22 protein-coding genes are annotated in these 24,078 nt (G+C 64.4%); 6 read left to right on the top strand and 16 right to left on the bottom strand.

Translation table 11 applies throughout. The features are described from left to right. Positions 1–68: 68 nt before the first annotated feature. Positions 69–479 carry a YgiW/YdeI family stress tolerance OB fold protein gene (locus tag S6FBBBH3_RS04020; protein ID WP_120176529.1) on the bottom strand — a complete coding sequence of 137 codons (411 nt, stop codon included), beginning with the start codon at positions 477–479 and terminating at the stop codon, positions 69–71. A 249-nt stretch (positions 480–728) separates the two neighbouring features. Next, complete coding sequence (locus S6FBBBH3_RS11405) at positions 729–839, bottom strand: helix-turn-helix transcriptional regulator (protein WP_120176530.1); 111 nt, start codon at positions 837–839, stop codon at positions 729–731. 31 nt (positions 840–870) lie between these two features. Here S6FBBBH3_RS11405 and S6FBBBH3_RS04030 point away from each other — a divergent pair, with 31 nt between their 5' ends. From S6FBBBH3_RS04030 to S6FBBBH3_RS04045, 4 genes are all read left to right on the top strand, one after another. Continuing rightward, positions 871–1,257: an NAD(P)H-dependent oxidoreductase gene (locus tag S6FBBBH3_RS04030; RefSeq protein WP_120176531.1), complete on the top strand. Its 387-nt coding sequence runs from the start codon at positions 871–873 to the stop codon at positions 1,255–1,257. Between the two features lie 235 nt (positions 1,258–1,492). Further along, on the top strand, positions 1,493–1,729 hold the full coding sequence (locus tag S6FBBBH3_RS04035) for a putative quinol monooxygenase (RefSeq protein WP_408646492.1): 237 nt from the start codon (positions 1,493–1,495) through the stop codon (positions 1,727–1,729). Positions 1,730–1,981: 252 nt separating this feature from the next. Further along, on the top strand, positions 1,982–3,148 hold the full coding sequence (locus S6FBBBH3_RS04040; protein ID WP_120176532.1) for a porin: 1,167 nt from the start codon (positions 1,982–1,984) through the stop codon (positions 3,146–3,148). Between the two features lie 65 nt (positions 3,149–3,213). Continuing rightward, the gene (locus S6FBBBH3_RS04045) at positions 3,214–4,032 is read left to right on the top strand and encodes an SGNH/GDSL hydrolase family protein (RefSeq protein ID WP_120176533.1); all 819 of its coding nucleotides are present in this window, start codon (positions 3,214–3,216) and stop codon (positions 4,030–4,032) included. Between the two features lie 102 nt (positions 4,033–4,134). Here the strand turns inward: S6FBBBH3_RS04045 and S6FBBBH3_RS04050 are convergent, their stop codons facing one another. Further along, positions 4,135–4,485, bottom strand: coding sequence for a hypothetical protein (locus S6FBBBH3_RS04050; protein ID WP_232008832.1), 351 nt, complete (start codon positions 4,483–4,485; stop codon positions 4,135–4,137). 322 nt (positions 4,486–4,807) lie between these two features. Here S6FBBBH3_RS04050 and S6FBBBH3_RS04055 point away from each other — a divergent pair, with 322 nt between their 5' ends. Further along, a complete protein-coding gene (locus S6FBBBH3_RS04055) occupies positions 4,808–5,917 on the top strand; it encodes a hypothetical protein (protein ID WP_120176534.1) in 1,110 nt (369 codons plus the stop codon). A gap of 72 nt (positions 5,918–5,989) precedes the next feature. Here S6FBBBH3_RS04055 and S6FBBBH3_RS04060 read toward each other — a convergent pair whose 3' ends face one another. Both S6FBBBH3_RS04060 and prmB read right to left on the bottom strand, forming a co-directional pair. After that, the gene (locus S6FBBBH3_RS04060; RefSeq protein WP_120176535.1) at positions 5,990–7,903 is read right to left on the bottom strand and encodes an ABC-F family ATP-binding cassette domain-containing protein; all 1,914 of its coding nucleotides are present in this window, start codon (positions 7,901–7,903) and stop codon (positions 5,990–5,992) included. A 6-nt stretch (positions 7,904–7,909) separates the two neighbouring features. Further along, positions 7,910–8,836, bottom strand: a complete 927-nt coding sequence (gene prmB / locus S6FBBBH3_RS04065) for a 50S ribosomal protein L3 N(5)-glutamine methyltransferase (RefSeq protein ID WP_120176536.1) — start codon at positions 8,834–8,836, stop codon at positions 7,910–7,912. Positions 8,837–9,278: 442 nt separating this feature from the next. Between prmB and S6FBBBH3_RS04070 the strand changes: the two genes are divergently transcribed. Continuing rightward, a complete protein-coding gene (locus S6FBBBH3_RS04070; protein ID WP_120176537.1) occupies positions 9,279–10,271 on the top strand; it encodes a LysR family transcriptional regulator in 993 nt (330 codons plus the stop codon). Here the strand turns inward: S6FBBBH3_RS04070 and S6FBBBH3_RS04075 are convergent. The 11 genes from S6FBBBH3_RS04075 to S6FBBBH3_RS04125 form a co-directional block, all read right to left on the bottom strand. Continuing rightward, positions 10,259–11,503, bottom strand: a complete 1,245-nt coding sequence (locus tag S6FBBBH3_RS04075; protein ID WP_120176538.1) for a 4Fe-4S binding protein — start codon at positions 11,501–11,503, stop codon at positions 10,259–10,261. The genes S6FBBBH3_RS04070 and S6FBBBH3_RS04075 overlap by 13 nt on opposite strands. Then, positions 11,500–13,875: an FAD-dependent oxidoreductase gene (locus S6FBBBH3_RS04080; protein WP_120176539.1), complete on the bottom strand. Its 2,376-nt coding sequence runs from the start codon at positions 13,873–13,875 to the stop codon at positions 11,500–11,502. The genes S6FBBBH3_RS04075 and S6FBBBH3_RS04080 overlap by 4 nt, the downstream gene beginning before the upstream one ends. Beyond that, entirely contained in the window at positions 13,872–14,624 is a 753-nt protein-coding gene (locus S6FBBBH3_RS04085) for a 4Fe-4S dicluster domain-containing protein (protein ID WP_120176540.1), read from the bottom strand. Before S6FBBBH3_RS04085 ends, S6FBBBH3_RS04080 begins: the two co-directional genes overlap by 4 nt. A gap of 89 nt (positions 14,625–14,713) precedes the next feature. Then, the gene (locus S6FBBBH3_RS04090) at positions 14,714–15,421 is read right to left on the bottom strand and encodes a TorD/DmsD family molecular chaperone (RefSeq protein ID WP_120176541.1); all 708 of its coding nucleotides are present in this window, start codon (positions 15,419–15,421) and stop codon (positions 14,714–14,716) included. A gap of 21 nt (positions 15,422–15,442) precedes the next feature. Then, the gene (locus tag S6FBBBH3_RS04095) at positions 15,443–16,231 is read right to left on the bottom strand and encodes a hypothetical protein (protein WP_123957636.1); all 789 of its coding nucleotides are present in this window, start codon (positions 16,229–16,231) and stop codon (positions 15,443–15,445) included. A gap of 21 nt (positions 16,232–16,252) precedes the next feature. After that, on the bottom strand, positions 16,253–16,846 hold the full coding sequence (locus tag S6FBBBH3_RS04100) for a 4Fe-4S dicluster domain-containing protein (protein WP_120176543.1): 594 nt from the start codon (positions 16,844–16,846) through the stop codon (positions 16,253–16,255). Between the two features lie 53 nt (positions 16,847–16,899). After that, positions 16,900–19,557, bottom strand: coding sequence for a molybdopterin-containing oxidoreductase family protein (locus tag S6FBBBH3_RS04105; RefSeq protein WP_120176544.1), 2,658 nt, complete (start codon positions 19,555–19,557; stop codon positions 16,900–16,902). Positions 19,558–20,006: 449 nt separating this feature from the next. Further along, entirely contained in the window at positions 20,007–20,879 is an 873-nt protein-coding gene (locus tag S6FBBBH3_RS04110; protein ID WP_120176545.1) for a TonB family protein, read from the bottom strand. After that, complete coding sequence (gene exbD / locus S6FBBBH3_RS04115; RefSeq protein WP_120176546.1) at positions 20,842–21,231, bottom strand: TonB system transport protein ExbD; 390 nt, start codon at positions 21,229–21,231, stop codon at positions 20,842–20,844. The genes S6FBBBH3_RS04110 and exbD overlap by 38 nt, the downstream gene beginning before the upstream one ends. Beyond that, positions 21,228–21,656 carry a TonB-system energizer ExbB gene (gene exbB / locus S6FBBBH3_RS04120; protein WP_120176547.1) on the bottom strand — a complete coding sequence of 143 codons (429 nt, stop codon included), beginning with the start codon at positions 21,654–21,656 and terminating at the stop codon, positions 21,228–21,230. The genes exbD and exbB overlap by 4 nt, the downstream gene beginning before the upstream one ends. A 206-nt stretch (positions 21,657–21,862) precedes the next feature. Further along, a complete protein-coding gene (locus tag S6FBBBH3_RS04125) occupies positions 21,863–23,938 on the bottom strand; it encodes a TonB-dependent receptor domain-containing protein (protein ID WP_120176548.1) in 2,076 nt (691 codons plus the stop codon). Positions 23,939–24,078 lie beyond the last annotated feature (140 nt).

Genomic DNA, 24,078 nt, shown 5'->3' on the forward strand with positions numbered 1-24,078 from the left:
GATCATCCCGGTCCGTCCGAGGCTTTCGGATTCAGCCCGGAAGCTTTCGGAGGTCGGAGCGTCGGATGTCAGAGCGCGCGGGCGCTCTTCACGTCGAGTTCGATCACGGTCCCGAGGCGTTCGCGTTCGATTTCGGCCGTGATTTCAACGGGGGCGTCCTTGCGGATGTGGCTCCAGTTGCGGTCGTCGTCGAGTTCGGCCACGATCGTGCCCGTGTCGTCCGTGAATTCGAACTTTTCACGCGAGAGCTGCTTCGTGAAGCGCCCCTTCAGAACCACGTGCTGGTCGTCGTAGCCGTTCTTTTTCACTTCGGCGACGGTCTTCGGGACGTTCACGGGATCGAACCCCTGAGGACCCGCGGGCACGGCGGCGTTCTGGGGCGCGGGGTCAAACCCCTGCGGGGCGGCCTGAAGCGCGGTGACGCCTGCGAAGAGCGCGAAGGCGGAGACGATGGAAACGGCGGTTTTCTTCGTAAGCATGGCGTACTCCTTGGAAGAGGAAATCGGTTGTCGTTGCTCGTTTTTTCGTTTGTCGGGAGAACTTTCCCCGACCGTTGAGGAGAGTGTAGGAAACGAAACTTAGGAGAAACATAGAGGTTGAATTTCCTCGAATAAAACGCAACCGACCGCATCGACCACGTCGACATCCCCGACCGAGTCGGTCGCCGAGAGCCTGCGGATGTCGCGTAGCGGCGGCTCTCCGAAAAGCCCCTTGTAGTCGCGCACGAACTACGACGAGCTTTCGTACCCGACCGCAAACGACGACCCCGCGACGTTCATGCGGTGCGAAAGCAGAAGCTTTCTCGCTTCGTAGAGCCGCACGCGTTTACGAAACTGCACGGACGAGTGGCCCGTAAATCTTCGGAAATTCGTGTGGCACTTCCCCTTCTATTGGTACTCGGTGCCCGCTCTCATGAAGACGTGGATGGATGCCGTTCTGACGCGAGGTTTCGCGTTCGGTACGGGCGGCACGGCGCTTCACGGCAAGAAGCTCGTTTTGTCCTTTACGACGGCCGCTCCCGCCGAAGAGTACGTGCGAGGGGGCGGCATGGGCTGGCCCGTCAAGGATTTCCTACCGCTCCTGATGCAGACGGCGCGCCTCTGCGGGCTGGAGATGCTGACGCCCATCTGGACGTGCGGCGCCATGTACGTTCCGGGCGTGAGCACCGAAGACGACTTGCGCCGCGTCCTTGAGGCGGCCGACGCGCACGCCGAGCGTCTCTCGGCCGAAATCGAATCGGTTGAAAAGTCCGCCTGAGAAGGAAAAGCCATGCAGTACCTTGTCAACGTGTGATTCACGACCGTGAAGCGGCGCCGCCCCACATCCCCGGTCACATCGCCTACCTGAACGCCTACCTCGAATCGGGCGACATTCTCTGCTTCGGCGGTTACGAAGACGGTACGGGCGGCATGATGATCGTGCGGGCCGCTTCGCCCGAAGCGCTGAGAAGCTCCTCGCCGTCGACCCCCTCAAGGATGCGGGTTGCGCTGAGGTGGGCCGCGAATCGATGCGGCTTGAGCCCGGCGTTCGCGTGCTCTACAGCCTTCAGGCAAAGAAGGATCCGACGTCGTTTGCGATCCTTGAAATCTACGAAAGCGAAGAGGCCTATCGGCATCACATCCGGACGCTGCATTTCCGCAAGTACAAGGAGGGAACGGCCGACATGGTGACGAGCCTCGAACTCGTCGACTGCGATCCGCTCGTCCCCGAAGCGCTCATCAAACCGTAAGCCCTGCTGCAAGGTCGGGTCCGAAGCCCTGACCCAAGAGCTCATGCAAGGCCGCCCCGGTTACGTCCGGAGCGGCCTTCGTGCGTCGAAGATCCGAAGGCTCTTCGGTCCGGCCGATTGCGCAAACGGCAAAGTTTCTTTGCCCGCCGCGGTCTGGTGAGCCTCGGCTGCGTCCTCCTACACTCGGTGTAAATCTCGTGCGGACCCATTGACCCGGGGGCCGCACAACCGACCAGAAAAGGAGAACGCATCATGACTCGACTCACCCGCTCGGCCTCGGCGGCCGCCCTCGCGCTCGCGATTTTCGGAATGTTCGGAACGGCCCAAGCCGCCGACGTTGAAGTCTACGGTCGTCTCGACACGGGCTTCCTTTATACGATCAACCACGGCGACGCGCAGGACACGGCGGAAATGACCTCGGGCCGCTCCACCGGGTCCCGTTGGGGCCTAAAAGGCAGCGAAGCGCTCACGAACGACGGCTGGGCCGTCCACTTCGTTCTGGAGTCGGGCTTTGACTCGGATACGGGCGAATTCTCAAGCTCAGGAAAACTCTTCGGTCGGCAGTCGACGCTTTCGCTCTACCACCGCTCCTACGGCGAACTCGCCTTCGGCCGCTCCGGGAAGCCCATGTCGGGCTCCGACCAATTTACCCGCATCGGACGCTTTACGCCGTTCGGCGTCACGTACGGTGACGCGGGTCTGCTTTTCTACGGGAAGGGCGGGCGCGTCGACAACGGTATCTTCTACCAGTCGCCGAAGCTCGCGGGCTTTCGTGTCGTCCTCGCGGGCTCGCTCAATACGAGCGGCACCGAGGCCGAAAAGTGGAACGACAACAACCGCTTCCTCGGCGGCACCGTTGACTACACGTACGGGAACTTCGGCGTGATGGTCGGGGCGGAACGTATCTTCATGAGCGACGAAGATTACGCCGACAACGACGACGCCGATCCGACGACGCTCTTCGTCGGTGCGAAGTACGATTTCGGCTTCATGGAGCTTATGGGCGGCTACCAGCGCGGCTGGGGGCTCGACCGCGTCGGCGCTTTGCAGAGCATCAAGATCGGCAAGCACGGCGAAGTCGCGAAGAACGCGCAAATCAAGGATTGGGACGGCAACAGCTACATGATCGGCGCACGGATTCCCGCGTGGGGCGGCTCCGTTCGCTTGAGCGGCATCTACGTCGAAGGCGAAAACAGCCGCAACATCGCGAACAACAACGTGGGCGACCTCGGTCGGGATGCGGGCTACTACGCGCTCGGCGCGGGTTACATTTATCCCTTCAGCAAGCGCACCAACGTCTACGGCGTCCTTTCGCACCTCGAAGGGCGCAAAGGGCTCGCGAAGGACTACAACATCTACAACGGCGACGGGGACCTCGACCGTACGACGATCGCGGTCGGTTTGGTTCACAAGTTCTGACGCCCGAAACAACGCGGGAGCCGAGGCCTGACGGCCCGCGCCCGCATCTCACGAGGACTTCCATCATGTCATTCGTTCGAAAGTTCGCCGCCGTTGCGGCCGGTGCTTTCCTTGCCGTCGGGTGCGCGCAGGCGCTCGAAAACACCGTCGCCCCCGACATGACCGCACCGCTTGCGAAAGCCCCGAAGGTTGCGCTCCTGGTCGGAAATTCCTATTCCTTCTACAACTGCGGGGTTCACACCTACCTGCGCGGCTTCATGCAAAACGGCACTCCGAAGGAAACGATGAAAACGCGACTGCTCACGATTTCCTCGGGTTCGTTGTCGTTCCACGACATGCGGCACTACCTCGCGCCCCACGAGCAGGATCCCTACGCCGAAGTCAAGAACGGAAAGCTCGCGCATCCCATGTTCGACGTCGTACTGTTGCAGGAAAATTCGGCGGGCGCCACGTCGAAAAAGCGGATTCCCTTCTTCGAAAAGTACGCGATCGAACAGGCGGACATCATCCGCGAAGCGGGAAGCACGCCGCTTCTCGTCATGACCTGGGCGAAGAAGAACAAGCCCGACGACATCGTGCGGATCGCCGACACGACGATTCGCATCGCCAACAAGGCGAAGATGCGCGTCGTACCGGTGGGGCTCGCTTTCGCGGAGGCGATCAAGTCGAAGCCCGAGCTTGAAATGTACATGCCCGACAAGAGTCATCCGTCGGCGGCGGGTTCGTACCTTTACGGTGCCGTCCTCTACGCGACGCTCTTTCACCGTACGCCTGCCGATATCAACTATTTCGGCGAGTGCGAAAAGCCGCTCGCCCCCGACACCGCCGCGTTCCTGCGCGACGTCGCCTGGAAGACCGTCTCGGAATTCAACGGTTGGAACTGAGTCGCCCGCGTTGCAACGACTCCCCAACCGCGCCCCCGAAGATAAAAACGGCCCGCACGCTTCGCGAGCGTTCGGGCCGAATTCTTTGAGAAAAGCGCCGGCTCAGGCTTCGGCGTCCTCGTCCTCTTCTTCGCAGCCGAGGTCGTCGATTTCGTCGAACGTGAGGAACGGCATCTTCGCCGGCCAGGCGATCACTTCGTCTTCGGAGAGGGCCGTGAGCGCGGCCGGGCCGAGGCGGGCGGAATTCACCGCGTAGTTGAGCTTCGCGTAGACATGCACGAGGTCGTGCTTGAGAATTTCTTCGGACGTCTCCTCGTCGGGATTCGCCTCAAGCTTGGCGAGCACCTCAAGGAGCGCTTCGCTCGCGTCGTTCAGGGTGGCCTGAAGCCATTCCGGATCGGGCATCAGGTGCGCCGCTTCGGTCTCGGAAAGGTCGCGGTCGATGTCGGACATGTCGTTGAACCTCACAGTTGCGGGAAATAGGGAGAAAAAAAGGAAAAACGCCCGAACCGGGGTGCCCCTTCGGGGACGCAGGCGCGATACGGGATCGAACGGTTTCGCCTCATTGTATACCCGAGGCCGCACCTTCTCAAATCGGTCCTAAGATTTGTCCGAATCGTGCGTTGTCGGGAGGGACGGTCGGCGGCGCGAAAAGCGCAATCAAGACTTAAGAAATGCGCGCTAAAGTCTTTTTCCGACTGCGTCGAAAGGCCGCTGCGACGCTCCACTCTCAATTGCGGCCGCACACGAATACAAAAAAAGGACCCGCCCCATCATGCCGGAGAGTAAGGTTGCGGCGCGCCGTGCGCGCAAATTGTCGAAGCGTCGTCAGGGAGGCGCCGATCGGCCCGTGAGCTACGTGCAGATGCTCGACTACCTGCGCGAATCGCTCAACAATCGCTTTTACGAAGAACAGGGCTTCCCGCATCTCGAATTCCTCGCCCAGAACTGGTCGGGCCCCGAGCAGCAGCACGGCGACCTCTCGAACTACTTCGAGCTCCAAGACATGTTCATCGGCTTTGCGTACTCGCTTGCCCGGGCGCTCCACAGCGGCGCGCCCTACACGCTTGAAGAACGCGAAGACCGCGTCGCGGCGGTGGCGTACGCTCTGGCGGCGACGCTTCTCAACATCCGTCCCGACTACCGCGACGACTCGAACTGGATGGGTAACGGCGCGCTTGACGCCCTGCGCGAGCGCTGGGGCCTCGCGAAGATGATTCACGCGGGCGTTCCCGTGCAGAACCGCTTCATGGAAAAGCGCGACCTCGTCTGCCTCTTCGCGATCGACTTCGTGATGTCGTTCCTCGACATGACGGGCGAACTCGCTCAGATGGGCGGCGACAAGGTGATTTCGGTCACGAACTGCAAGGACAGCCTCATTACCGCCTACACGGGGTTCGTCACGGCGAACCTGCAGCTTGCGAACTCGACCCTGCCCGACTTCGAAGGGATCATCAACCAGAACCGCGTGACGCCCGAATTCCTCAAGGACTACCCCGACTGGAAGCCCGAAGCCGCGGACGCGCTCGACGTCGAACGCGTGGGCTTCAACAGCGTCAATCCCCTCGACATGCAGTTCATGACGGAAATGATGGGGAACGCCGAATTCATGAGTGACATGCGCAACCTCTACCTCATGGATGAATCGGCCGCGATGCCGCAGGGTAAGCGCGAAGAAATCGTCATGGGTTACGTGCTGCGCTACGGTCCGCGCTGCAAGCAGGCCTTTGCCGAAGGGCGCGATCCGACGGAAGAAGAAATGGACCGCGACGCCGAGGTGGTGAATTCGATCGTCTACCACCTGATCGAATCCGTGCGCGGTGCGGGGGCTCCGGCGCCCGAAGCGCCCGCTCAGACTTCCGAGTCGAGCGACTCTCGGGCGTGAAGATCGCGAAAGAAAAAGCGGAGCCGCTCCGAAAGGCGTGCTCCGCTTTTTCTTGCTCGAGAGCGAACGGTCTCAGACCACGGCTTCGATCTGCTCGGAGAGTTCGAGCCAGCGCATTTCAAGCTCTTCGACCTGCGGCGCGAGTTCGCCGTGTTCGCGCGTCACGCGCGCAACTTCGTCGGGGTCCGCACTCGAATAGAGTTCCGGATCGGCGAGTCGGGCGGCGAGCGCCTTCAGGGCTTCGCTCTTGCGGCTCAGTTCCTTTTCGACCTTGTCGAGCTCCTTTTTGAGGGGCTTGCGCAGTTCCGCAATGCGCTGACGCTCCTGCGCTTCCTGACGACGCGCTTCCTTCTTGTTGACGGAGGGCGCTTCCTTTGCGGCCAGGCGCTCGGCGCGCTCGACGGCGGCCGTCGTGCGACGGTGTTCGAGGACGAGCTCTGCGTAGTCGTCGAGGTCCCCGTCGTACTCGTCGACGCGCCCTTCGTGCACGAGCCAGAGGCGTTCGGTTGCGGCGCGAAGAAGATGTCGGTCGTGCGAAACGATGAGGACCGCCCCTTCGAAGGTCGAGAGCGCCATCGTGAGCGCTTCGCGCGTTTCCATGTCGAGGTGGTTCGTCGGTTCGTCGAGAACAAGGAGGTTGGGCTTTTTCCAGGCGATGAGAGCAAGCGCGAGGCGCGCCTTTTCGCCGCCCGACATCGGACCCACGAGGCTCGAAGCAAAGTCGCCCGAGAAGCGGTAGATCCCGAGGAAGTCGCGCAGATCCTGTTCGCGCACGTCGGGGGCGAGCCGCTTCATGTGTTCGAGAGGCGTCTCGTCCGTGCGCAGCTGATCGAGCTGGTGCTGCGCGAAGTAGCCGATTTCAAGCCCCTGACCGCGACGGATTTCGCCCGCCATCAGGGGAAGTTCCCCGACAATCGCCTTGACGAGCGTCGACTTCCCGGCGCCGTTTACGCCGAGAACGCCGATGCGCTCGCCCGAGCGGACGGAAAAACTCACCTTGTCGAGAACGACTCGGTCGCCGTAGCCGATCCGCATCGCTTCGGCGTCGACGAGGTGCTCGGGCAGTCGCACGGGCTTCGGGAATTCGAAACGCCATTCGCGCTTGGCGCGCACGGGTTCCACCGCCTTCAGGCGTTCGAGCATCTTGATGCGCGACTGCGCCTGACGGGCCTTCGTCGCCTTAGCGCGGAAGCGTTCGATGAAGCTCGTAAGGCTCGCCGCCTCGCGTTCGTAGGCTCGGTGGGCCGCGTCCTGAAGCTTCAGCTTTTCGATCCGCTCGGCTTCGAACTTCGTGTAGTTCCCCGCGTAGCGCACGACCGAATGGTCTTCGACGGACCAGACGGTCGTCACTGCACGGTCGAGAAATTCGCGGTCGTGCGAAATGATGAGTACCGTGGCTTCGACGCGCTTCAACCAGTTTTCGAGCCAGATGAGACTGTCGATGTCGAGGTGGTTGGTCGGTTCGTCAAGGAGCAGCAAATCCGCGGGACGCATCAGCGCTCGCGCGAGCGCGATGCGGTTACGCCAGCCGCCCGAAAAGTCGTAGACCGACCGGTCGCCGTCTGCCTGCGAAAAGCCGAGCCCCGCAAGAATCGTGCGCGCCTGCGCGACGACGGCACCTTCGTTGAGTTCCGCAAGGTTCGCGTGCGCGGTTGCAAGCGCCATTTCGTCGCCCGAGGCCTCCGCGGCGGCGAGCGCCGCGCGTGCCGCCATCAGAGGGGCGTGCCCCGAAAGGACGAAGTCGATGCAGGGCATCGGCTCCGCGACGAAACTCTGCGCGACGTGGGCGATGCGGTCCTGCGGGGGCGTTTCGATGTCGCCCGCTTCCGGAGAGAGTTCGCCCAGAATCGCGGCGAACAGGGTCGACTTGCCGCAGCCGTTCGGGCCCACGAGACCGATCCGTTCGCCGGGCGACGCAACGAGCGTCGCGTGTTCGTAAAGAACGCGGGTACCGCGGGCAAGCGCGAGATTTTGAAGACGCAACATTTGGGATCAGGCCCCGAAGTAGCGGTCGAGTTCGGCCTTGGTCGCCATGAAGACCTGATCGTCCCCTCCCGAAACGGAAAGCCACGTGAGCTCAAGCCCCGGGAAGGCGGCTTCGACGGCTTCGAGCCCGTCGCCCACTTCGACGACGATGATGCCGTTGTCGTTCAGGTGACGACGCGCTTCGGGGAGGAGTCGTCGCACGACGTCCATGCCGTCCGCACCCGCGCCGAGCGCCATTTCGGGCTCGTGACGGTACTCGGACGGAAGGCGCGACATCGAGTCCGTGGTGACGTACGGGGGGTTCGAGATGATGAGGTCGAACGTACAGCCTTGGAGGTTTTCGAAGAGGTCGCCCCGAACGAGTTCGAGCGCGTCCTCGAGGTCGTAGTCGCGGCGGTTGATCTTCGCGACTTCCAGAGCGTCTTCGGAAAGATCGCTCCCCGTCACGGCCGCGTTCGGGAACACGCCCGCGGCGAGAATCGCAAGGCACCCCGATCCCGTGCAGAGGTCGAGCACGGAGGAAACGGCATAGGGATCTTCGATCCAGGGGGCGAGGTCTTCTTCGAGGAGTTCGGCGATGTAGGAGCGCGGAATGAGGGCGCGCTCGTCGATGTAGAAACGGTGCCCGGTGAGCCAGGCTTCCTTGAGAAGGTAGGCGGTCGGGACCTTGTCGTGGACGCGACGGTCGACGAGGTGTACGAGGCGAACGAGTTCGTTGTGCGTAAGCGCCGCGTCCTGGAATTCTTCGAAGTGCTCGAACGGGAGCTTGAGCGCGCGGCAGATGAGGAAGGACGCTTCTTCCCAGCTGTCGGGCGAGCCGTGACCGTAGGAGAGATCCGCCGTTTCCATCTCGGTGATGGCCCAGCGGTAGAGGTCGCGGATCGTCTTCAGGTTGTGGATCGGGTCGTCAAGAAGCGGGGCGATTTCGTACATGGCTCACTCACAGAAATGGATTGTCGGATGTCGGCGGCAAGGCACCCGAAGGCGCGTCGCCGCGAAGGGGCGAACGCGAACGCGTTCGCACGGGCGGGCTAATTATAGATGCGGGGATCGGTTGAGCGATTCCCGCGGGGTGTTTGCATCGCAGTGCTCTCACGGAGATCGGCGCAGAAGTCCTTCGACTTCAGGCGAAAGAGGAAGGCACAGTGTTCGAAAAATTGACGGCAACCTCGATTTTTGCCCCGACCGTGACGACTTTTTCGGAAAGAATACGTGAAGGCAGCCGCGACGGCACGAAGTTCGGTTCTCGTCAAGGCGGATTCGTACCGAAGCCCGGAACGGCCCGATGTGGCCATAATGAGCGGAAAAGAAGAGAGTTCTCGGCGGCCCGCATCGCGGGCGCGAACCCGGAGCAAAGTACAGCAAAGGAGAGAGCGTGGACATTTCGAAGAACATCCTGGCCTGGCGCGTCTTTCTGAGTGCGGTGCGAACGGGGAGCATCTCGCAGACGGCGCTGGAACTCGACCTGGAGATCACGAAGGTGTCGCGGCTTCTGCTCGAGCTCGAGCGCGAGTTCGGGTGCGCGCTCTTTGATCGGACGCGGCGTCCGATGCTTCCCACCGATGCGGGAACGGAAATTGCGGCGGAGGTGGGGCCGCACGTCGAAGCCTTCGTCCGGCTCGAGCGGCGTCTTCGCGGCGAGGCGGATCCGTTCGTCGTGCGGTTCACAGCCCCGGCCGATCTCACGTGCCTCTTTTTCGGGCCCATGTTGCGCGCCTATGCGAAGCGCTCGCCCGGATTCGAATTCGTGCTCTACCGCGAGCTCGCACTCGAGAAGTTCGCCGCAACCGACGAGGCCGACCTTGCGGTGCTCAACTGCGAGCTCTGCGACGATGCGGGACTCGTGCTGCGGCCCTACAGCCGCGGAAGCGCCGTTCCCGTTGCAACGCCCGAATATCTGCGCCGTTACGGGACGCCCGAGTGTCCGGAGGAACTCGCCGAGCATGCGGGGCTGCTCCTCTCGGGCGTGAACCAGACGCCCACCGAGTGCCTCTGGCGCGAGGGGGTGCCGAGCGCCCCTCTGCGCTGGAAGAGCGAATGTCACGAACACGAGCAGCTCGTGCTCAAACGCCGCATGTTGGACCACGAGGGCGTTGCGGTCGACATCTATCTCGGGCACCTCGTCGAGGAGTTGCGCACCGGCGTCGTCGTTCCGCTCATGCGCGGCTGGGAGCGCCGCCGCTGGCACATGGCGGTGGCAACGCGCCTCGAGGACGAAATACGCGAGCCGCGGCTTCGCGCGCTTGCCGACTGGCTCGCGATCCAGGCGCGCGATCAGACCGGGGCGCTCGACGCCGCGGGCAGGCGCGAGACTGCGCTCGCCTACTGGAGAGTGCTGCAATCGGGCTCCGGGGTTCACGTGCGGTAGACGGGGGCGTCGAACATCTCGGCTACGAGTGCTTCCGGGGAGAAGGCGGCGTTGATCTCGGACGCTGGAGCGTCCTCGCGTTGCAGAAGGTCCCCTTCGGCCCCGGCCGGACGGCTTCGGAGGAGGATTCGAGGCGAGAGGGATTCGCCCTGAGCGCGTGTGCGCATTCTCAAGGCGTCCGCCGTGCAGAGATCGGCGCAAAGGCCGCACCCGGAACAGCGTGCGGGATCGAGCGCGATTCCAGCGTCCTCCGAACGGAGCGCCTCCTGAGGACAAAAGCGCACGCACAGTCCGCACGATTCGCACGATCTGCAAGGCCCGCTTCGGCGGCCGGGAAGGACGTCGGGAAGATGCAAGTCCGCGGCGTCGAAGCTCCTCGGGAAGGCCGCACGGGAGGCGAGGAGGCGCTGGCGGACCGGAGCGAGCGGGACGGGTTCGAGCGCTTCGCGCCCGAGTAACGGGCCGAAGCTGCGGTCGGCAGAATCGGAGCACTCGGAGGGATCGGCGGAGCCCGCAAAGAGCCGGCGAAAGGACGCACGTTTCGCGGGCGACGCGGGCGTATCGCTCCCGTTCTCGTTCCCGGCCTCGTGCGCTTCCGTTGCGGTCGGGAGGCGCGCCTCCGGCATCGTCCCGTCCGACGTGCGCTCGATTTCGATCGAGATCTCGCCGCCGGCGCGGTGGACGCCCTCCGTCAGAGCCGCGGCGCGTCGGGAAAGGAGGGAGGGATCGGCCGAAGGCGCGGGGGATTCTGCTCCCTCACCCGGCGAACAGACCCCGCAAGTCGCACAGTCACCCGTTTTCCAGATCCAGCGGCGAATGCCTCCCGCCGCGCTCCAGAGCGCCCAGTCGACGCCGAGGCGCAGAAGACAGGGAAGCGTGATTTCGGTCGGGTTCGGGGCGTGTGCCTCGTGCACCGCCGACGCCGCCCCGAATGACCCGCACCCCTCGCACGCGAAGACCACGACCTCCGCCCCCGCTGCGCGGCGTGCTCGGACGGCGTGAGCGAGCGTTTCGTCTGCGGGATTGAGAGCGAGCGCGCTCATGGGACAGAGGGCGGCGCAGAGTCCGCATCGGGTACAGGCCGAGGCGCGAAGCGTCAGAGTGCCGCGGTCGAGCGCGATTGCGTGCTGCGGGCAGGCGTCCGCGCAGACGGTGCAGCTGCTCGCCGCATGCCGCGTGCGAACGCAGCGTGCGGGATTGAGTTGAAGCTCGTGGAAGACGATGTCGGTCATGATGCGATGCGGGTTTGCGCTTGAAGAGATGAGAGAGATTGTCGGGGCTGGAGCGGGCGGGGCGTGCCGGAGCCCGCACCGAGCGTTTCTCCCGGAGGCAGGACGCCGAAGTCGCGCAGAATCGCTTCCGCCGCGCGTCGTCCGTCGCCGACGGCCGTGGATACGAGGGAGGATCCGTGAACCGCGTCGCCGCCCGCGTAGATGCCCGGGCGCGCGGTCCGGGTATTCCGGGCGCGCACGCGACCGATGGGGTCCGTCTCGACCCCGAGCGCGCGCACCCAGTCGGGGGCGCTCGGACGGAAGCCGACCCCGGCGACGAGACGGTCGGCCTCAATTCTTTCCGTCCCCTCGGGCGTGCGGACTTCAACCGCCTCGAAGCGTCCGTCTTCGTCCGCAAGAATGTCCGCAACTTCGTATTCGCAGAGAAACCGCACGCCTTCGGCTTCGGCAAGGAGCACGTCGCGCGCGTGCGCTCTCATGCGGTTTCGCGGGCTTCGAGAGAGAACGATCACTTGGGCGGCGCCTTCGCGAATCGCCGTGCGCGCCGCATCGACCGCCGTGTCGCCGCCGCCCGCGATGAGGACGCGCAGTCCCGTGAGCGACGCGTCCGACGGGCGCTCGAGGAGGTCCTTCGCCGAGAGGACCCCTTCGGCCCCTTCGTGCGCGAGTCCGAGCGGCGCGGGCGCTTCGGCTCCGAAGGCGAGAAAGATCGCGTCGAACCCGCCCGGAAGGGGACGAAGAGGGGTCGTGGCGCCCGGCGTGTTCGGATCGCAGGAATCGCTCGAGAGTTCGAGCCCTTTCGCGGCATCCGTGCCGGCGTGAAGGACGACGCCGAGCGCTTCGAGCGCCGCGACGCGCTTAGCGATCGTTTCGCGCGGCATCTTGAAGGGAGGCATGCCGTGCGAGAGCATGCCGCCGAAATTGCTTCTCTTCTCGAAGATCTCGACCGTCGCGCCGAAGCGCGCGAGCGCGTCCGCGCAGGCGAGCCCCGCGGGGCCCGAACCGACGACGGCGACGCGGATGCGCTCGCGGGGACGGCGCACCGCGGGGCGCCGTCCCGAGGCGAGTCCGTTTTCGGCGATGGAGCACTCGAGCGCCGCAATCGCGATCGGTCCGCCCGTTCCGTCGGGGTCAACGGGGAGGATGCAGGCGCGTTCGCAGAGCCGCTCGCTCGGACAAACGAGTCCGCAGATTTCGGGAAGCGTGCCCGGACGAAGGAGAATCTCCTCGGCCTCGTCGAGCGAGCCGCGAGCCGCCGGCCGTAGCCACGCGGTCGGGTCCCGGTGCTGCGGACAGACCTTTGCGCAGGCGCCGCAGAGGAGACACCGTTCGGCCTCAAGAACGGTCTCGTAAGGTGTCATCGGGCCGGAGTCGCCCCGCACGCTGCGGCGAGGGATGCCCGCAGCCGCGCCGGTTGCGGAAGTCGTTGCCGAAGCCCCTGCGGAAGGCACGGTCTTTTCGACCATTTCGACCTTTTCAATTTTTTCGATCCGGTTGTCGTGCTCCGCGGCGAATGCGGCGGGCGTGAGCGGAAAGGCGATCGCGTGCGTCGGGCAGGCCGCTTTGCATGCGCCGCACTTCGTGCAGCGCGCAAGCTCCTCGGGCGGGAGCTGCCCCCGGAAGGCGCGCGCGAGATCAATTCCCTCGGGACAGGCCCGCGTGCAGAGCCGGCAGGCGAGGCCGCGCGTGCTCGCCACGCACGCCTTGGGGTCCGCGGCGGGGCGGAAGGTTCGGTTGAATCGGGACAGGAGCGTGAGGAGCGCGCCGATCGGACAGAAGCTCGCGCACCAGTGCCGAAGCACCAGAAGTTCGAAGGCGAGAAAGCCCGACGCCCAAAGAAGGGACCACCCGAACTCCTGATGGAGCGCAAAGCGCCAGAGCCCCACGAGGAGAGCGAAGAAAAGCCCCACGGGACAAACGAGGCAGAAGACGGGAAAGCCGAAGGCCGCGGCGCTCGCGATCGCGCCGCCCAGGACCCAGTAGGGCGCGCGCGAGGGGCGAGCCTCTTCTCCGGATGCGGCTTCGGTCGCTTTACCGGCTGCCTCTCCGGGTTCATCCTTGGCATATTCGTGTTCCTTCTCCCGGTCGACCGGGCCTTCGCGCCCGAGTCGGCGCCGAAACCAGGGAATGGGGCAGATCCATCCGCAAAAGGCGCGGCCGATGAGAAGGACGGCGATCACCGTCGCGAGAAGCGCCCAGAAGGCCCTCGGGGCGATCGTTCCGGAGGCGGCCCAGGTCTCGAGGGCTCCGACCGGACAGAGCGCGGTGACGACGTCGACGCCGAAGGCCGAGGGCGTACCCCAGCCCGTGTGAAAGACGAGTCCGAGTGCGAAAAGAAGCGCGAAGAGCAGGGCGACGCGACCGGGTTTCATGACGGTACTCCTTTGCGGGCGACGACTTCGATGCCGCGCGTCGCGCGAAGCGACTGGAAGACGTTCGACGGGCACTCGAGGACGCACCGTCCGCACCCGTTGCAACGCTCGGGGTCGATTTCGGGGCGGTTTCCGTCGACGAGCGTCACGGCGTCGTAGGGACAGACGTCCGCACAGACGCGGCACGCTCCGGTGCGAAGCGCGATGCAGGCGTCGGTGAGGCGTGCGAGCCCGACGCGCTCGGTCTCGGGGTCGAAGGGGAGGATCGCGCCCGTGGGACAGACGTCGGCGCAATCGCCGCAAAAGTCACACCACCCGAGCTTGAAGTCGAGGACGGGGGTGCGCATGACGAGGAGCCCTTCTTCGAGACCCCCCGGACGAATGACGTCGGCGTGGCACGCGCTACGGCAGCGGTCGCAACGCAGGCAAAGCGACGCGAAGTCGCGGCCGCCCGGCGGGCGAACGGGCTCGGGGCGCGCCGAGGCGTCGGGCCCCTCTTCGCTTCGGTGCACGAGCGTTCCGAGGAGGAGAAGCGCTCCGACGCCGCCCGCACCCGCGATCAGATCGCGGCGAGAACGGGCGTACGGGTGCGGATGAAGGTCCGCACCGGCGTCGGACCTGTCGCCCGAAGCGCTTCGCTCGGTACATTCCTTTACTTTGTACTCAACTTCGCGCTCGCCTTCATGTTCACGGTCGCGTTCCGGACCGCATTCGCTCTTCGCGTGTTCATCCCGAGGGCTTTGTGTCATGACAACGAGTATCTCCTTTTCGGCTCACCGAGGCCGCTCCAACGGCCGGATCCTGCGGTCGCCCGCACGGACGACCGTCCGTCCGAGCGTCAGTTGTCGGAGGCGGCCTTGTCGGAAACCTCTTCGCTCTGAAGTTCCTCCCTCAGGTCCCGGAGCGTTTCCGCATCAAGTGCGAGCCACGCCTCGGTGAGGTCCGCGGCGTCCTGATAAAAGCCCGTCGTTCCCTTGATGCGGCGTACGTCGGCCGCAAGACGCGGAACCCAGCCGAGAAGGTGATCCCGCAGGAAGGTCTCCTCGAAGCGAAGTTCCTCAAGGAGCGCCTCGGTCGTTTCGGCCGATCCGTCCTGCGCGGCGAGCGACGCCATGAAGCCGAGCTCGACCCCAAGATGATCTTCGTAGAGTCCGATCCGGGGCTTCACGGCGATGCCGCGCTCAAGGTACGCGCGCCGCACGCTCTCCCAGGAGTTCTGCATAAGGAGCCGCTGCGGGCTCGTGTAGACGGATTCGTACGGGACGGCGGCGTCGCCTTCGGCGACACCCGCACCGAGGAAGATGCGCGCGTAGTCGACGGCGAGCGCCTCGAGGTCGGCTCTGAGCGTGTCGTCCGTCATCGCTTCGCACCGAGCGCGCAGCCGCGCGGCCGGCGCCGCAATCGCCTCGGGGGCGTTTTCGAACCGGAGCGCGCAAAGCGCCTTCAGTGTCTCGACGTCGACCTCCTCAAGGTAGAGGCACGAGAGAAGCTTGTAGAGCGTGGCGCGCGAGTCGGCGATCGCCCGAAGGTCAGCCGTGGTGGTCATGAGAGGTTCTCCAAAAGGGGTTTATCCGAAAAAGCGCCAGGCCGCTTCGCCGAGCGCCGCAAGCGTCGCATGCGTCAATCCCATGGCGGCCGCCGTCGCGGCGAACGCCGCCGCGGCTTCCGCGTGCTGGGGTGCGCGGCGCAGCCAGGGACCGAGTGCGACGAGGGGCGTGACGATTGAGAGTCCGATGCAGGTCGCGGCCGGGAGCGCGAGCTCGACCGATAGGAGCCTTCGAAGCGGCTCGCTCTCCGGACCGAGCGCGAGCGCATAGAGCGCCGCACCGACCGGAGCCGAGAGTGCGAGGAGGGCTTCGCGCAAGGAGAGCGGCCGGCGCACGAAGGCCGCCCGTACCGCGACGGCACCCGAGGCGCACAGTCCCGCTTCGGGGAGTATCACGGCGGGCGAGGCCCAGGCTTCGCGCCAGGGCATGTATTGGGTGGAGGCCTGCGCGAACGCAAGCGCACAGCCCGCGACGCCCGCGAGCGCGGCGAGTCGCCTGCAACGGCGCAGGTCGTCGCCGCTCGCCAGGGCGCGGGCGTAAGGGAAAAGGAACGCGAGCGCCGCAAGGCTTGAGGCGACGCCGCGAAAAACGGGGCTCGCAGGGTGCGCGAGCACGTTCAGAAGAAGCGCCGGCCGTCCGAAAGCGGCGGCCGTCGCCGCGAGGTGCGCGAGAAGTGCGAGGCCGACGAACGCGAGCACCGCGCGCACGCGCGCGTACGAAACGAGCTCGCGTTCGAGCGCGGGCAGGGCCGCCATGGCCGCGGCGGCCGAAAGCGCGGCCGTCGCGGCGAGGACGGAGAGTGAGAACAAACCGCCGCTCATCGCCGCCTCTTACTGCATCTTGGGCGGATGGGCCTGCCAGTGCCCGTTCTTTTCGTGCAGGATGTAGCGCACGGTGGGATGGTTCCCGGTGTCGGGCAGCGAGTGCACGTTCTCGGGGCCGGCCGCTGCGAGAACCTTCGAAACGTCGCTTTCCGGATCGTCGACGTCGCCGAAGAAGCGCGCCTTGGCGCAGCATGCCTTGACGCAGGCGGGAGCTTCGCCCACTTCCTGCAGGTGGTTGCAGAGCGTGCACTTCTCGACGACCTTCGTTTCCGGATTGAAGGAGCGCGCGCCGTAGGGGCATGCCGTCATGCAGGCGCGGCACCCGATGCACTTTTCCTTGTCGATCATGATCTGACCGTCTTCGGTGCGGTAGGTCGCGCCCGTCGGGCACACCTTGACGCAGGGCGCGTCCTTGCAGACCTGGCAGAGCGTCGGCAGGAAGTACTGCTTGACGTCGGGGAACTTCCCCATCGGGCCGATGGAGAGCACTTTGTTGTAGTACACCCCGAGCGGCACGCCGTTTTCCTGTTTGCAGGCGATCTCGCAAGCCATGCAGCCGATGCAACGGTCGAGATCGATAACCATGGTTTTTTGAGTCATGATGGTCTCCGTCCGGGGCGCCAATCAGGCGTCGCCCCGGCGTTCGCGTTGAATTAGAGTTGCGGGTTGGGCGTCCGATCGGTCGGCTGCGGCAGCCACGCCTTGAAGTCCTCGGGCTTTTCCCAGACGCCTTCGGGCTTGCCCGGCGCCTTGCTGACGCGCACGGCGATGCCGCGCAGCGTGTAGGTACCCACCATGTCGTTGAAGGGCGCGGTGTTCTTCGTGAGGACGTTGACGTTCATTTCCTGCCAGCCGCCCGTCGGCGTGTTGACGGTCTCGGGAGTCCAGAATCGTTCCATGTAGACGACGTCCGGGGCCATGCCCTCCGTCAGACGGCACTTGCCGCGGATCTTTCCGCGCAGGGATTCGATCCAGGCCCAGTCCCCCTGCGCGAGGCCGTACTTCGCGGCCGTCGCCGGATTGATCCAGAGTTCGGGCACCGGATAGATTTCGCGCAGGAAGGGCGAATTGCGCAGCGTCCCGTGGTGGTAGACGGGGATGCGGCCGTTCGTGAGGACGAGCGGGAAGTCTTTGACGATTTCGGGCGCGGCCTCGCTCGGCTTCAGGTAGTAGGGCAACGGGTCGTAGTCCTTCTTGACCGGAGGTACCTCGTCGAGCGCGTAGGGCTTTCCGGTGCGGCCGAGCGTGATGAACACTTCACCGTAGAGCTCAAGCTTCTTCGAGGGCGTCCGGAAGCCCTTCGGAAGTCCCGTCTTCGGGTCCTTCTCGAGGTATACGCCATAGGTGTTCCACTTCTCGTAGGGGAGGTACTCGTAGGGGTTGTGCTCAAGGAGGCCCTTCCACGTGAGGTTGACGGTCTTGAGGCGCTGATCGAGGAGCTCCTCCATCGAATCCCAGTAGGCGAGGTCGCCCTTCATGAAGGCGGGGTCGCAGGCGCGTTTGCAGTTCTCGTTGCCGAGTTCGGCGCAGCGCTTCGCGAGCTTGGACCAGAAGAGCGTCTCGTCCTCGGTCTCCCAGACGTGGGCAACCGCCTGTCGGGCGAAGATCATGTTGAGGGACTCGACGAGCATGTTCGTTTCGAGCCACTCGGTGGCGGGCAGCAGAATGTCCGCGTAGTTTGAGAACGAGGTCGGGTACATGTACATGTGGACGATGAGGTCCACGTTCTTCATCGCCTCGACCCAGCTCTGGGCCTGGCCGTTCACGGCCATCTTGTTGCCGGAACGCTCGAGCCAGACCTTGATCGGGTAGGGCTTTCCGGTGAGCATGGCTTCAAGCACCGCGGTAGGCTGGGCTGCGTCCCACTGGATGAGGCCCTTGTGCTCGTTGCTGCCGAGACGCTTCGCGAGTTGTCCTTTCGGGAGGAGGTAGGAGCACCGGGTCGCAAGCGACCCCGCCGGCACGACGTTGCTCGTCGGGTTGCGCTGCATGAGGGAGCCCGGACGCTCGACGTTGCCGGTGAGGGCGTTCAGGATGACGCAACCCATGGCGGCCTGCACGGAGTTCGGCGTCTGGTCGGTGGCGACGCCGAGCGCGATGCCCGAGGGGCCGTCCGCATAGATGCGGATTGCCTCTTCGATGCGTTTCGGATCGAGGTCGCACTCTTTGCCGGCGGCTTCGAGGGTCCAAGGTTCGACCCGTTCGGCGAGCATCGTCCAGCCGGTTTTGAGCGTGCGGCCGTTCCATTCGAACGTCCCCGCGAGCGCCGGGTCGAGTGCGTCGTCCCAGGGATAGCGGATCGCCTTCGGGGACTTCGTCTTGCGGTCCCAGACGACGTAGGTCTTCTCGTCCCCCTTCGGATCGAGTTCGTCGGCGCGCACGAGCATCTTCGTTGCGGCGTCGACCAGATACGGGAGGTTCGTCCAGTGCATGACGAAATCCTCGTCGTAGAGCTTTTCCGTCATGATGAAGCGCATCCACGCAAGCATGAGCGCCACGTCGGTGCCCGGGCGGACCGGGAGCCACACGTCCGCGCGTGCCGCCTCGGGGACGAAGCGCGGGTCGATTGAGACGGTCTTGACGCCCTTGGCGCGCAACTCGACGAGTGCGAGGCCGCCCGTTGCGGGCGAGCTGTAGCTGCTGTCCGTGCCCCAGAGCACGATCGACTTCATCTTCGTGTTGGGATTGTAGATTTCGCGGCTCTTTTCGTCGGCGATGCTCGTGTCGGGACCGCCGTACATCATGTCGAAAGCGAGCGTGCGCGGGAGGTAACACTGCGCGCAACCCGGTTCGTAGAAGTTGGGCGTACCGAACGCGTTGCAGAAGCGGGCGATGCCGCGGAAGGCGGGGTTGCCGCCTCCGCCCGTCGTGACGAGTACGGATTCGGCGCCGTACTTCTCCCGAACCTCCATCATCTTCTTGGCGATGGTGTCGATCGCTTCCTTCCAGGAGATGCGCTTCCACTTGTTCTCGCCGCGCTTCCCGACGCGAATGAGCGGATACTTGTTGCGGTTCGGGTGGTAGAGCGCGGTGATGCCCGAAAGCCCCTTCGCGCAGAGCGCGCCGTGGGACATCGGATATTCCGGGTTGCCTTCGAGCTTCACGACGCGTCCGTTGCGCACGTGCGCAAGGACGCCGCAATTCTGAATGCAGCCGCGGCAGCAGGTTTTGACAATTTTCGTTTCTTCGGCGGCTCCTTCGGCGGCCTCGGCGGCCGGTACGAAGAGTCCATCCGCGTCAAGCGCGGCCGCGGCACCCGCCGCGACCGAAACCTTCAGGAAGGTTCGACGGTTGAGTGTGCACTTCGCCATGATGAGGGTCTCCTTTTCATGTGGCGTTGTTGCCGACGAGCCTCGCACAAGGTGGTCTCAGAGGGCGCGAGGACTGCATCGGTTGAGGCTGAGTGTCGCTCGGGGCTCCGGCGCCAGCAACGCACGAATTGCGAAGGAGTTTGGGAAAAATGCAAACTGCCGGCGGCCGAAGAATGCGGCGGTGCGAGAGGCTGAAGTGCTCGGGGCTCCGAAAGGCGGGACGGGCCGAGAGCTAGGGAGAGAACTTTCCCTACCCGGGAGAAGTTCGGAGGAGAAAACCTGAGGTACGCGGCGGGCGTAGCCCGAAGCGGGGCGGGCAAAGGAGGAGGTGGAAGAGGGGCGGTCGATCCTTGCGGTGGGAGAGTTGTGCCTGTCTCGTTTGCACTTTGGCTGAGTGGATGGAAAAAACCCCTCGATTTCCGCCGAGGGGAAACTTTATAGGCCTTCGATTACGAATTTTTGAGGCGGAAAGCGACTGGAAGGCGCAGACGCACCGTGCGACCCGGAGCTCCCCAGAGCGACTCGGCCTTCGTGACGGCGGCAAGCGCCGCGCGGTCGAGCATCCCTTCGCCCGAAGACGTGTGGATGACGAGTTCGGAAAGCCGTCCGTCGTTGGCGACCGTGAACTGCACGAGGGCGGTACCCTCTTTGCCGAAACGGCGCGCCTTGCGAGGATAGACGAGGTTCGATTCGATCAAACGCTTCACGTCGGCAAGGAACGGATCGTTCGTCTCCCCGTGCACGAGCGTCGCAATGCCCGCTTCGCCCGCGGCGGGAGTGCCCCCCGTTTGGGGAACGACGCCCGGAGGCAGGGGTTGCGTCGTTGCGGCCTTCGGTGTTTCGGCGGCCGGTGCGGGCTTCGCTTCGGGCTTCGGCGCCTTCTTTTCGACGGGCTTCTCGACTTTCTTCTCGACGGGTTTCGGTTTGGGTTGAGGCTTGGGCTCGGGCTTCGGAGCGGGCTCCGGAATAACCTCGGGTTCGGACTCAGGCTCCGGAACCGGTTCGGGCTCGGGCTCCGGAGGCGTCGCTTCGGGTTCCGGTTCCGGCTGCAGCTCGGGAGCGGGCTCGTCGACGATCTCTTCTGCGGGTTCGGGCGGTGCCGTTTCCGCCGCAGGGGCGCCGGCGGGGGCGGCGGCCCCCGCTATCTGCGCGAACGCAATCGTCATCGGGAGGGGCTCTCCCGCGGGAAGCGGTGCGTTGACCGTCAAGCCGAAGAAGGCGAGGGCGGTAAGAGGTGCGTAGATCGAGCAGGCGATCAGGAACGAGTGCCGGTGGCGTCGCGCGTCACTGTGCTTTTTCGGCAGCGATGGTGAAGTTTTCATGGCCGTGCGTCTTGAAAAGGTCGATCACCTGGATGAAGCGGTCGAAGGTCGCCGCCTTGTCGATGCGCAAAAGCACGCGTTCTTCGGGCTTCAGGCCGCGTACGACCTCGTCGAGGCGTTCGAGTTCGTACTTTTCGTCGTTCCAGAAAATGTCGCCTGCCGCATCGATCTGCAGCAGCACGGGCGAGGCGTTCGCGCTCGGCGCGCTCGCGGAATTCGCCTTCGGCAGATCGATCGGGATTTCGCCCTTGGCGATGAAGGTCGAAATCGAGAGGACCATCGCCAGAAGGACGAGCATGATGTCGATGAAGGGAACGATGTTGAGCGGTTCCTTTTTCGGAATTTCGATCATGCTTCGACCTCCCGGGGCTTCCAGCGGGCGGAAAGCACGTTGATGCGACGCTGCAGGGCGTTGTAGACGATGAGGGTCGGAATCGCGACCGCAAGACCGAGAGCGGTGGCCTTGAGAGCGAGCGAGAGCCCCGTCATGATGTGGCCCGCGTCGATGTTGCCGCTCATTCCCATGTCGTAGAACGTGATCATGATGCCGATCACCGTGCCGAGAAGACCCACGTAGGGGGCGTTCGAATAAATGATGTAGAGCGTCGTGAGATTGTTCGTGAGCGCTTCGTCCCACTCGTCCTTCGTCGCGTAGTCCGACGGATCGAGTCGCTTGAGAAACATCACGCGTTCGATCGTGAGCCAGACGGTGACGAAGCCCATGAGACCGAGCACGGCGAAGATGATGTAATCGATGCTTTCTTTGAGAAATTCCACGATGGGCTCCCGTAACAAGAGTCGGAAGAGAATTGAGGATGCAATTCTAACTGATAACCCTTCTCATTACCAAATGCACGAATGCGAGATGCGAAAAAAACGGGCTTCGCGCCGGTGTCGGCGAAAAGCCCGTTCGCGCAGCTTCCCTTCGGAATGCGCGCCCCGCGGGGAATGCCCCGCTGGGGCTCTCGTGCGACCGACGAGGCTTAGAAGCTGTAGGTGTAGGACACCCAGAGGTTGCGCCCGTCGACCATGTCGCTGTAGCGGTTCGCGTAGGAGACCTTGCCCTTCGACTCGATGGCTTCCCAGTCGGTCGTCGACTGGTCGAGCACGTTGTTGACCGCCACCGAGATGCGGTGGTTCTTCATGAAGCCGTACGAGGCGCCGAGATCCACGATCGTCACGTCGTTGTAGGTGTCCGAAGTCGGCGCGCCCTTCGTCGAGGTGACCGCCATGTCGAACTTCGACGTCGACTTCAGGTAGGCGCTGAAGTTGCCGTTCGCGTAGTCGAGGCGATTCTGCCAGCTGTGCTTCGGAAGCTCGTTCGGGCGCTTGCCGCGGCTCGCGCCGTCGCGGATTTCGGCGTCCGTCAGGGTGTAGCCCGTCGAGAAGGACCAACCGTGGAAGCTCGCCGTCTTGAGAAGGACTTCGATGCCGCGCGTACGCACGCTCCCGTAGTTGATCTGGATCTTGTCGGCCTTGCCGTCCGAGCCGATGTGGTCGGCGCCCGTCATGTCTTCGGTCGCGATCATGTTCTTGAAGTCGGTGTAGAAGCCCCCGACCGTCAGCTGCGCGGCGCGCGCGATGTCGAGCGTCGTGGAGAGTTCGTAGCTCCAGCTTTCTTCGGGCTTCAGGTCGGGGTTGCCGAACGTACGGTCGCCGGCCTGCGTCCCGCTGAAGGCGCCGTTCGTGAGCTGCTTGACGTTCGGGGTCTTGTAGCCCGCGGAAACGCCGCCCTTGAAGCTGAGCGCTTCGAGGGGCTTATAAACGAGGAAGGCGCGCGGCGAGAAGTGAGCGCCGAAGATGTCGCTCCAGGTCGCACGACCGCCCACCGTGGCGATCCACTGCTCGGTCATGAAGTATTCGGACTCGAGGAAGGCGGAGATCACCGACTGATCGAGCGTCTTGTCGCGGATGATTTCCGTTTGCGTGTCCTTGAAGGTTTCGTAGGTGCCTTCGAGCCCGCCCGTCACCATCATGCTCCCGTAGGCGTCGAATTCGACGGGGGAGGTGAATTTCGTTGCGGCCGTGTAGCTCCAGGTCGAACGCAGGGGATCGTTCCAGGAGCCTTCCGTCGTGCTCGCAACCGCGTTGTTGCCGGAAGACCAGGGGTTGAGGGACGATTGCGTGCGCAGAAGATCGAGCCCGTTGGCCATCACGTAGGTTTCCGTGCGGCCGAAGTCGTACGTCCCTTCGTGAGCGGCGAGGAAGTTGTACTTCTGGTACCAGCGACGCGACTGAATGCTCGAGGAACTCGTTTGCATGGAGCCGCCCTGGAAGCGCGAGAAGTCGCCGTCGACGTAGAAGAAGTTTTCCGGGTCGACCGTGAGGTTGAGGCGCGCGCCGAAATTCCCGAGGTAGGTTTCGGTCGAGGAGTGCGTGGCGTACTGGCCGTTCGGGGCGGTGATTTCATCCTTGCCAGACTTCTGGTAGCGGCCGCGCATCGTCAGCGACGCGACCCCATCTTTCAGGGGGACGCCGAGGTAGAAGCTCGAACCGCCGCGGTTTCCGTACTCGTCGTGTTGCTGAATCGTGCCGTCGATCGTGATGCTCCCGGTGAGACGATCGGGGTGACGCTTCGTGATGACGTTCACGACGCCGCCCACGGCATCCGACCCCCAGGCGACCGAGGCGGGGCCGCGCAGCACTTCGATGCGCTCGATCATGCCGACGGGCGGAATGAAGGCCGAGGTCGGATCGAACCCGTTGTCGATCATCGCCGTGCTGACGTTCTGACGCTTGCCGTCGATCATGAAGAGCGTGTAGGCGGCGTCGAACCCGCGGATCGACACCGTGCTGTTGCCCATCTTCGTCTGCGCGACGTCCACGCCCGGCACGTCACCCACGGCGGAGCCGAGGTCGGTCACGGGCTTGGTCTGCAGTTCGCGCTCGGTCGTAATGGAGATGCTCGCGGGTGCTTCGCGGGTGTCCTGCTCGTAGCCCGAAGCGGAAACGACGGATTCGTCAAGCGTGGTGTAGCCCGCCTCGGTCGCCCAGGCGGCGGAAACCGCGCAGGAAAGAAGAGCGAGAGAAAGAATGGGGGTGGTCTTCGAAGTCGTCATATCGGTGGAAACGAAGAGAAACGCGCCCTCGGCTCGGGTGAAACGCGGTGGAAGCTTCGGGCGCCCGTTAGTCGGTTCGGGAAGGGTTCTCCCGTGAGTTGCGACGAAGTGTAACTGATAACTATTCTCAAATGGAGGTG

The organism is Sutterella megalosphaeroides (assembly GCF_003609995.1).
In the GTDB taxonomy this organism is placed as follows: Bacteria; Pseudomonadota; Gammaproteobacteria; order Burkholderiales; family Burkholderiaceae_F; genus Sutterella; species Sutterella megalosphaeroides.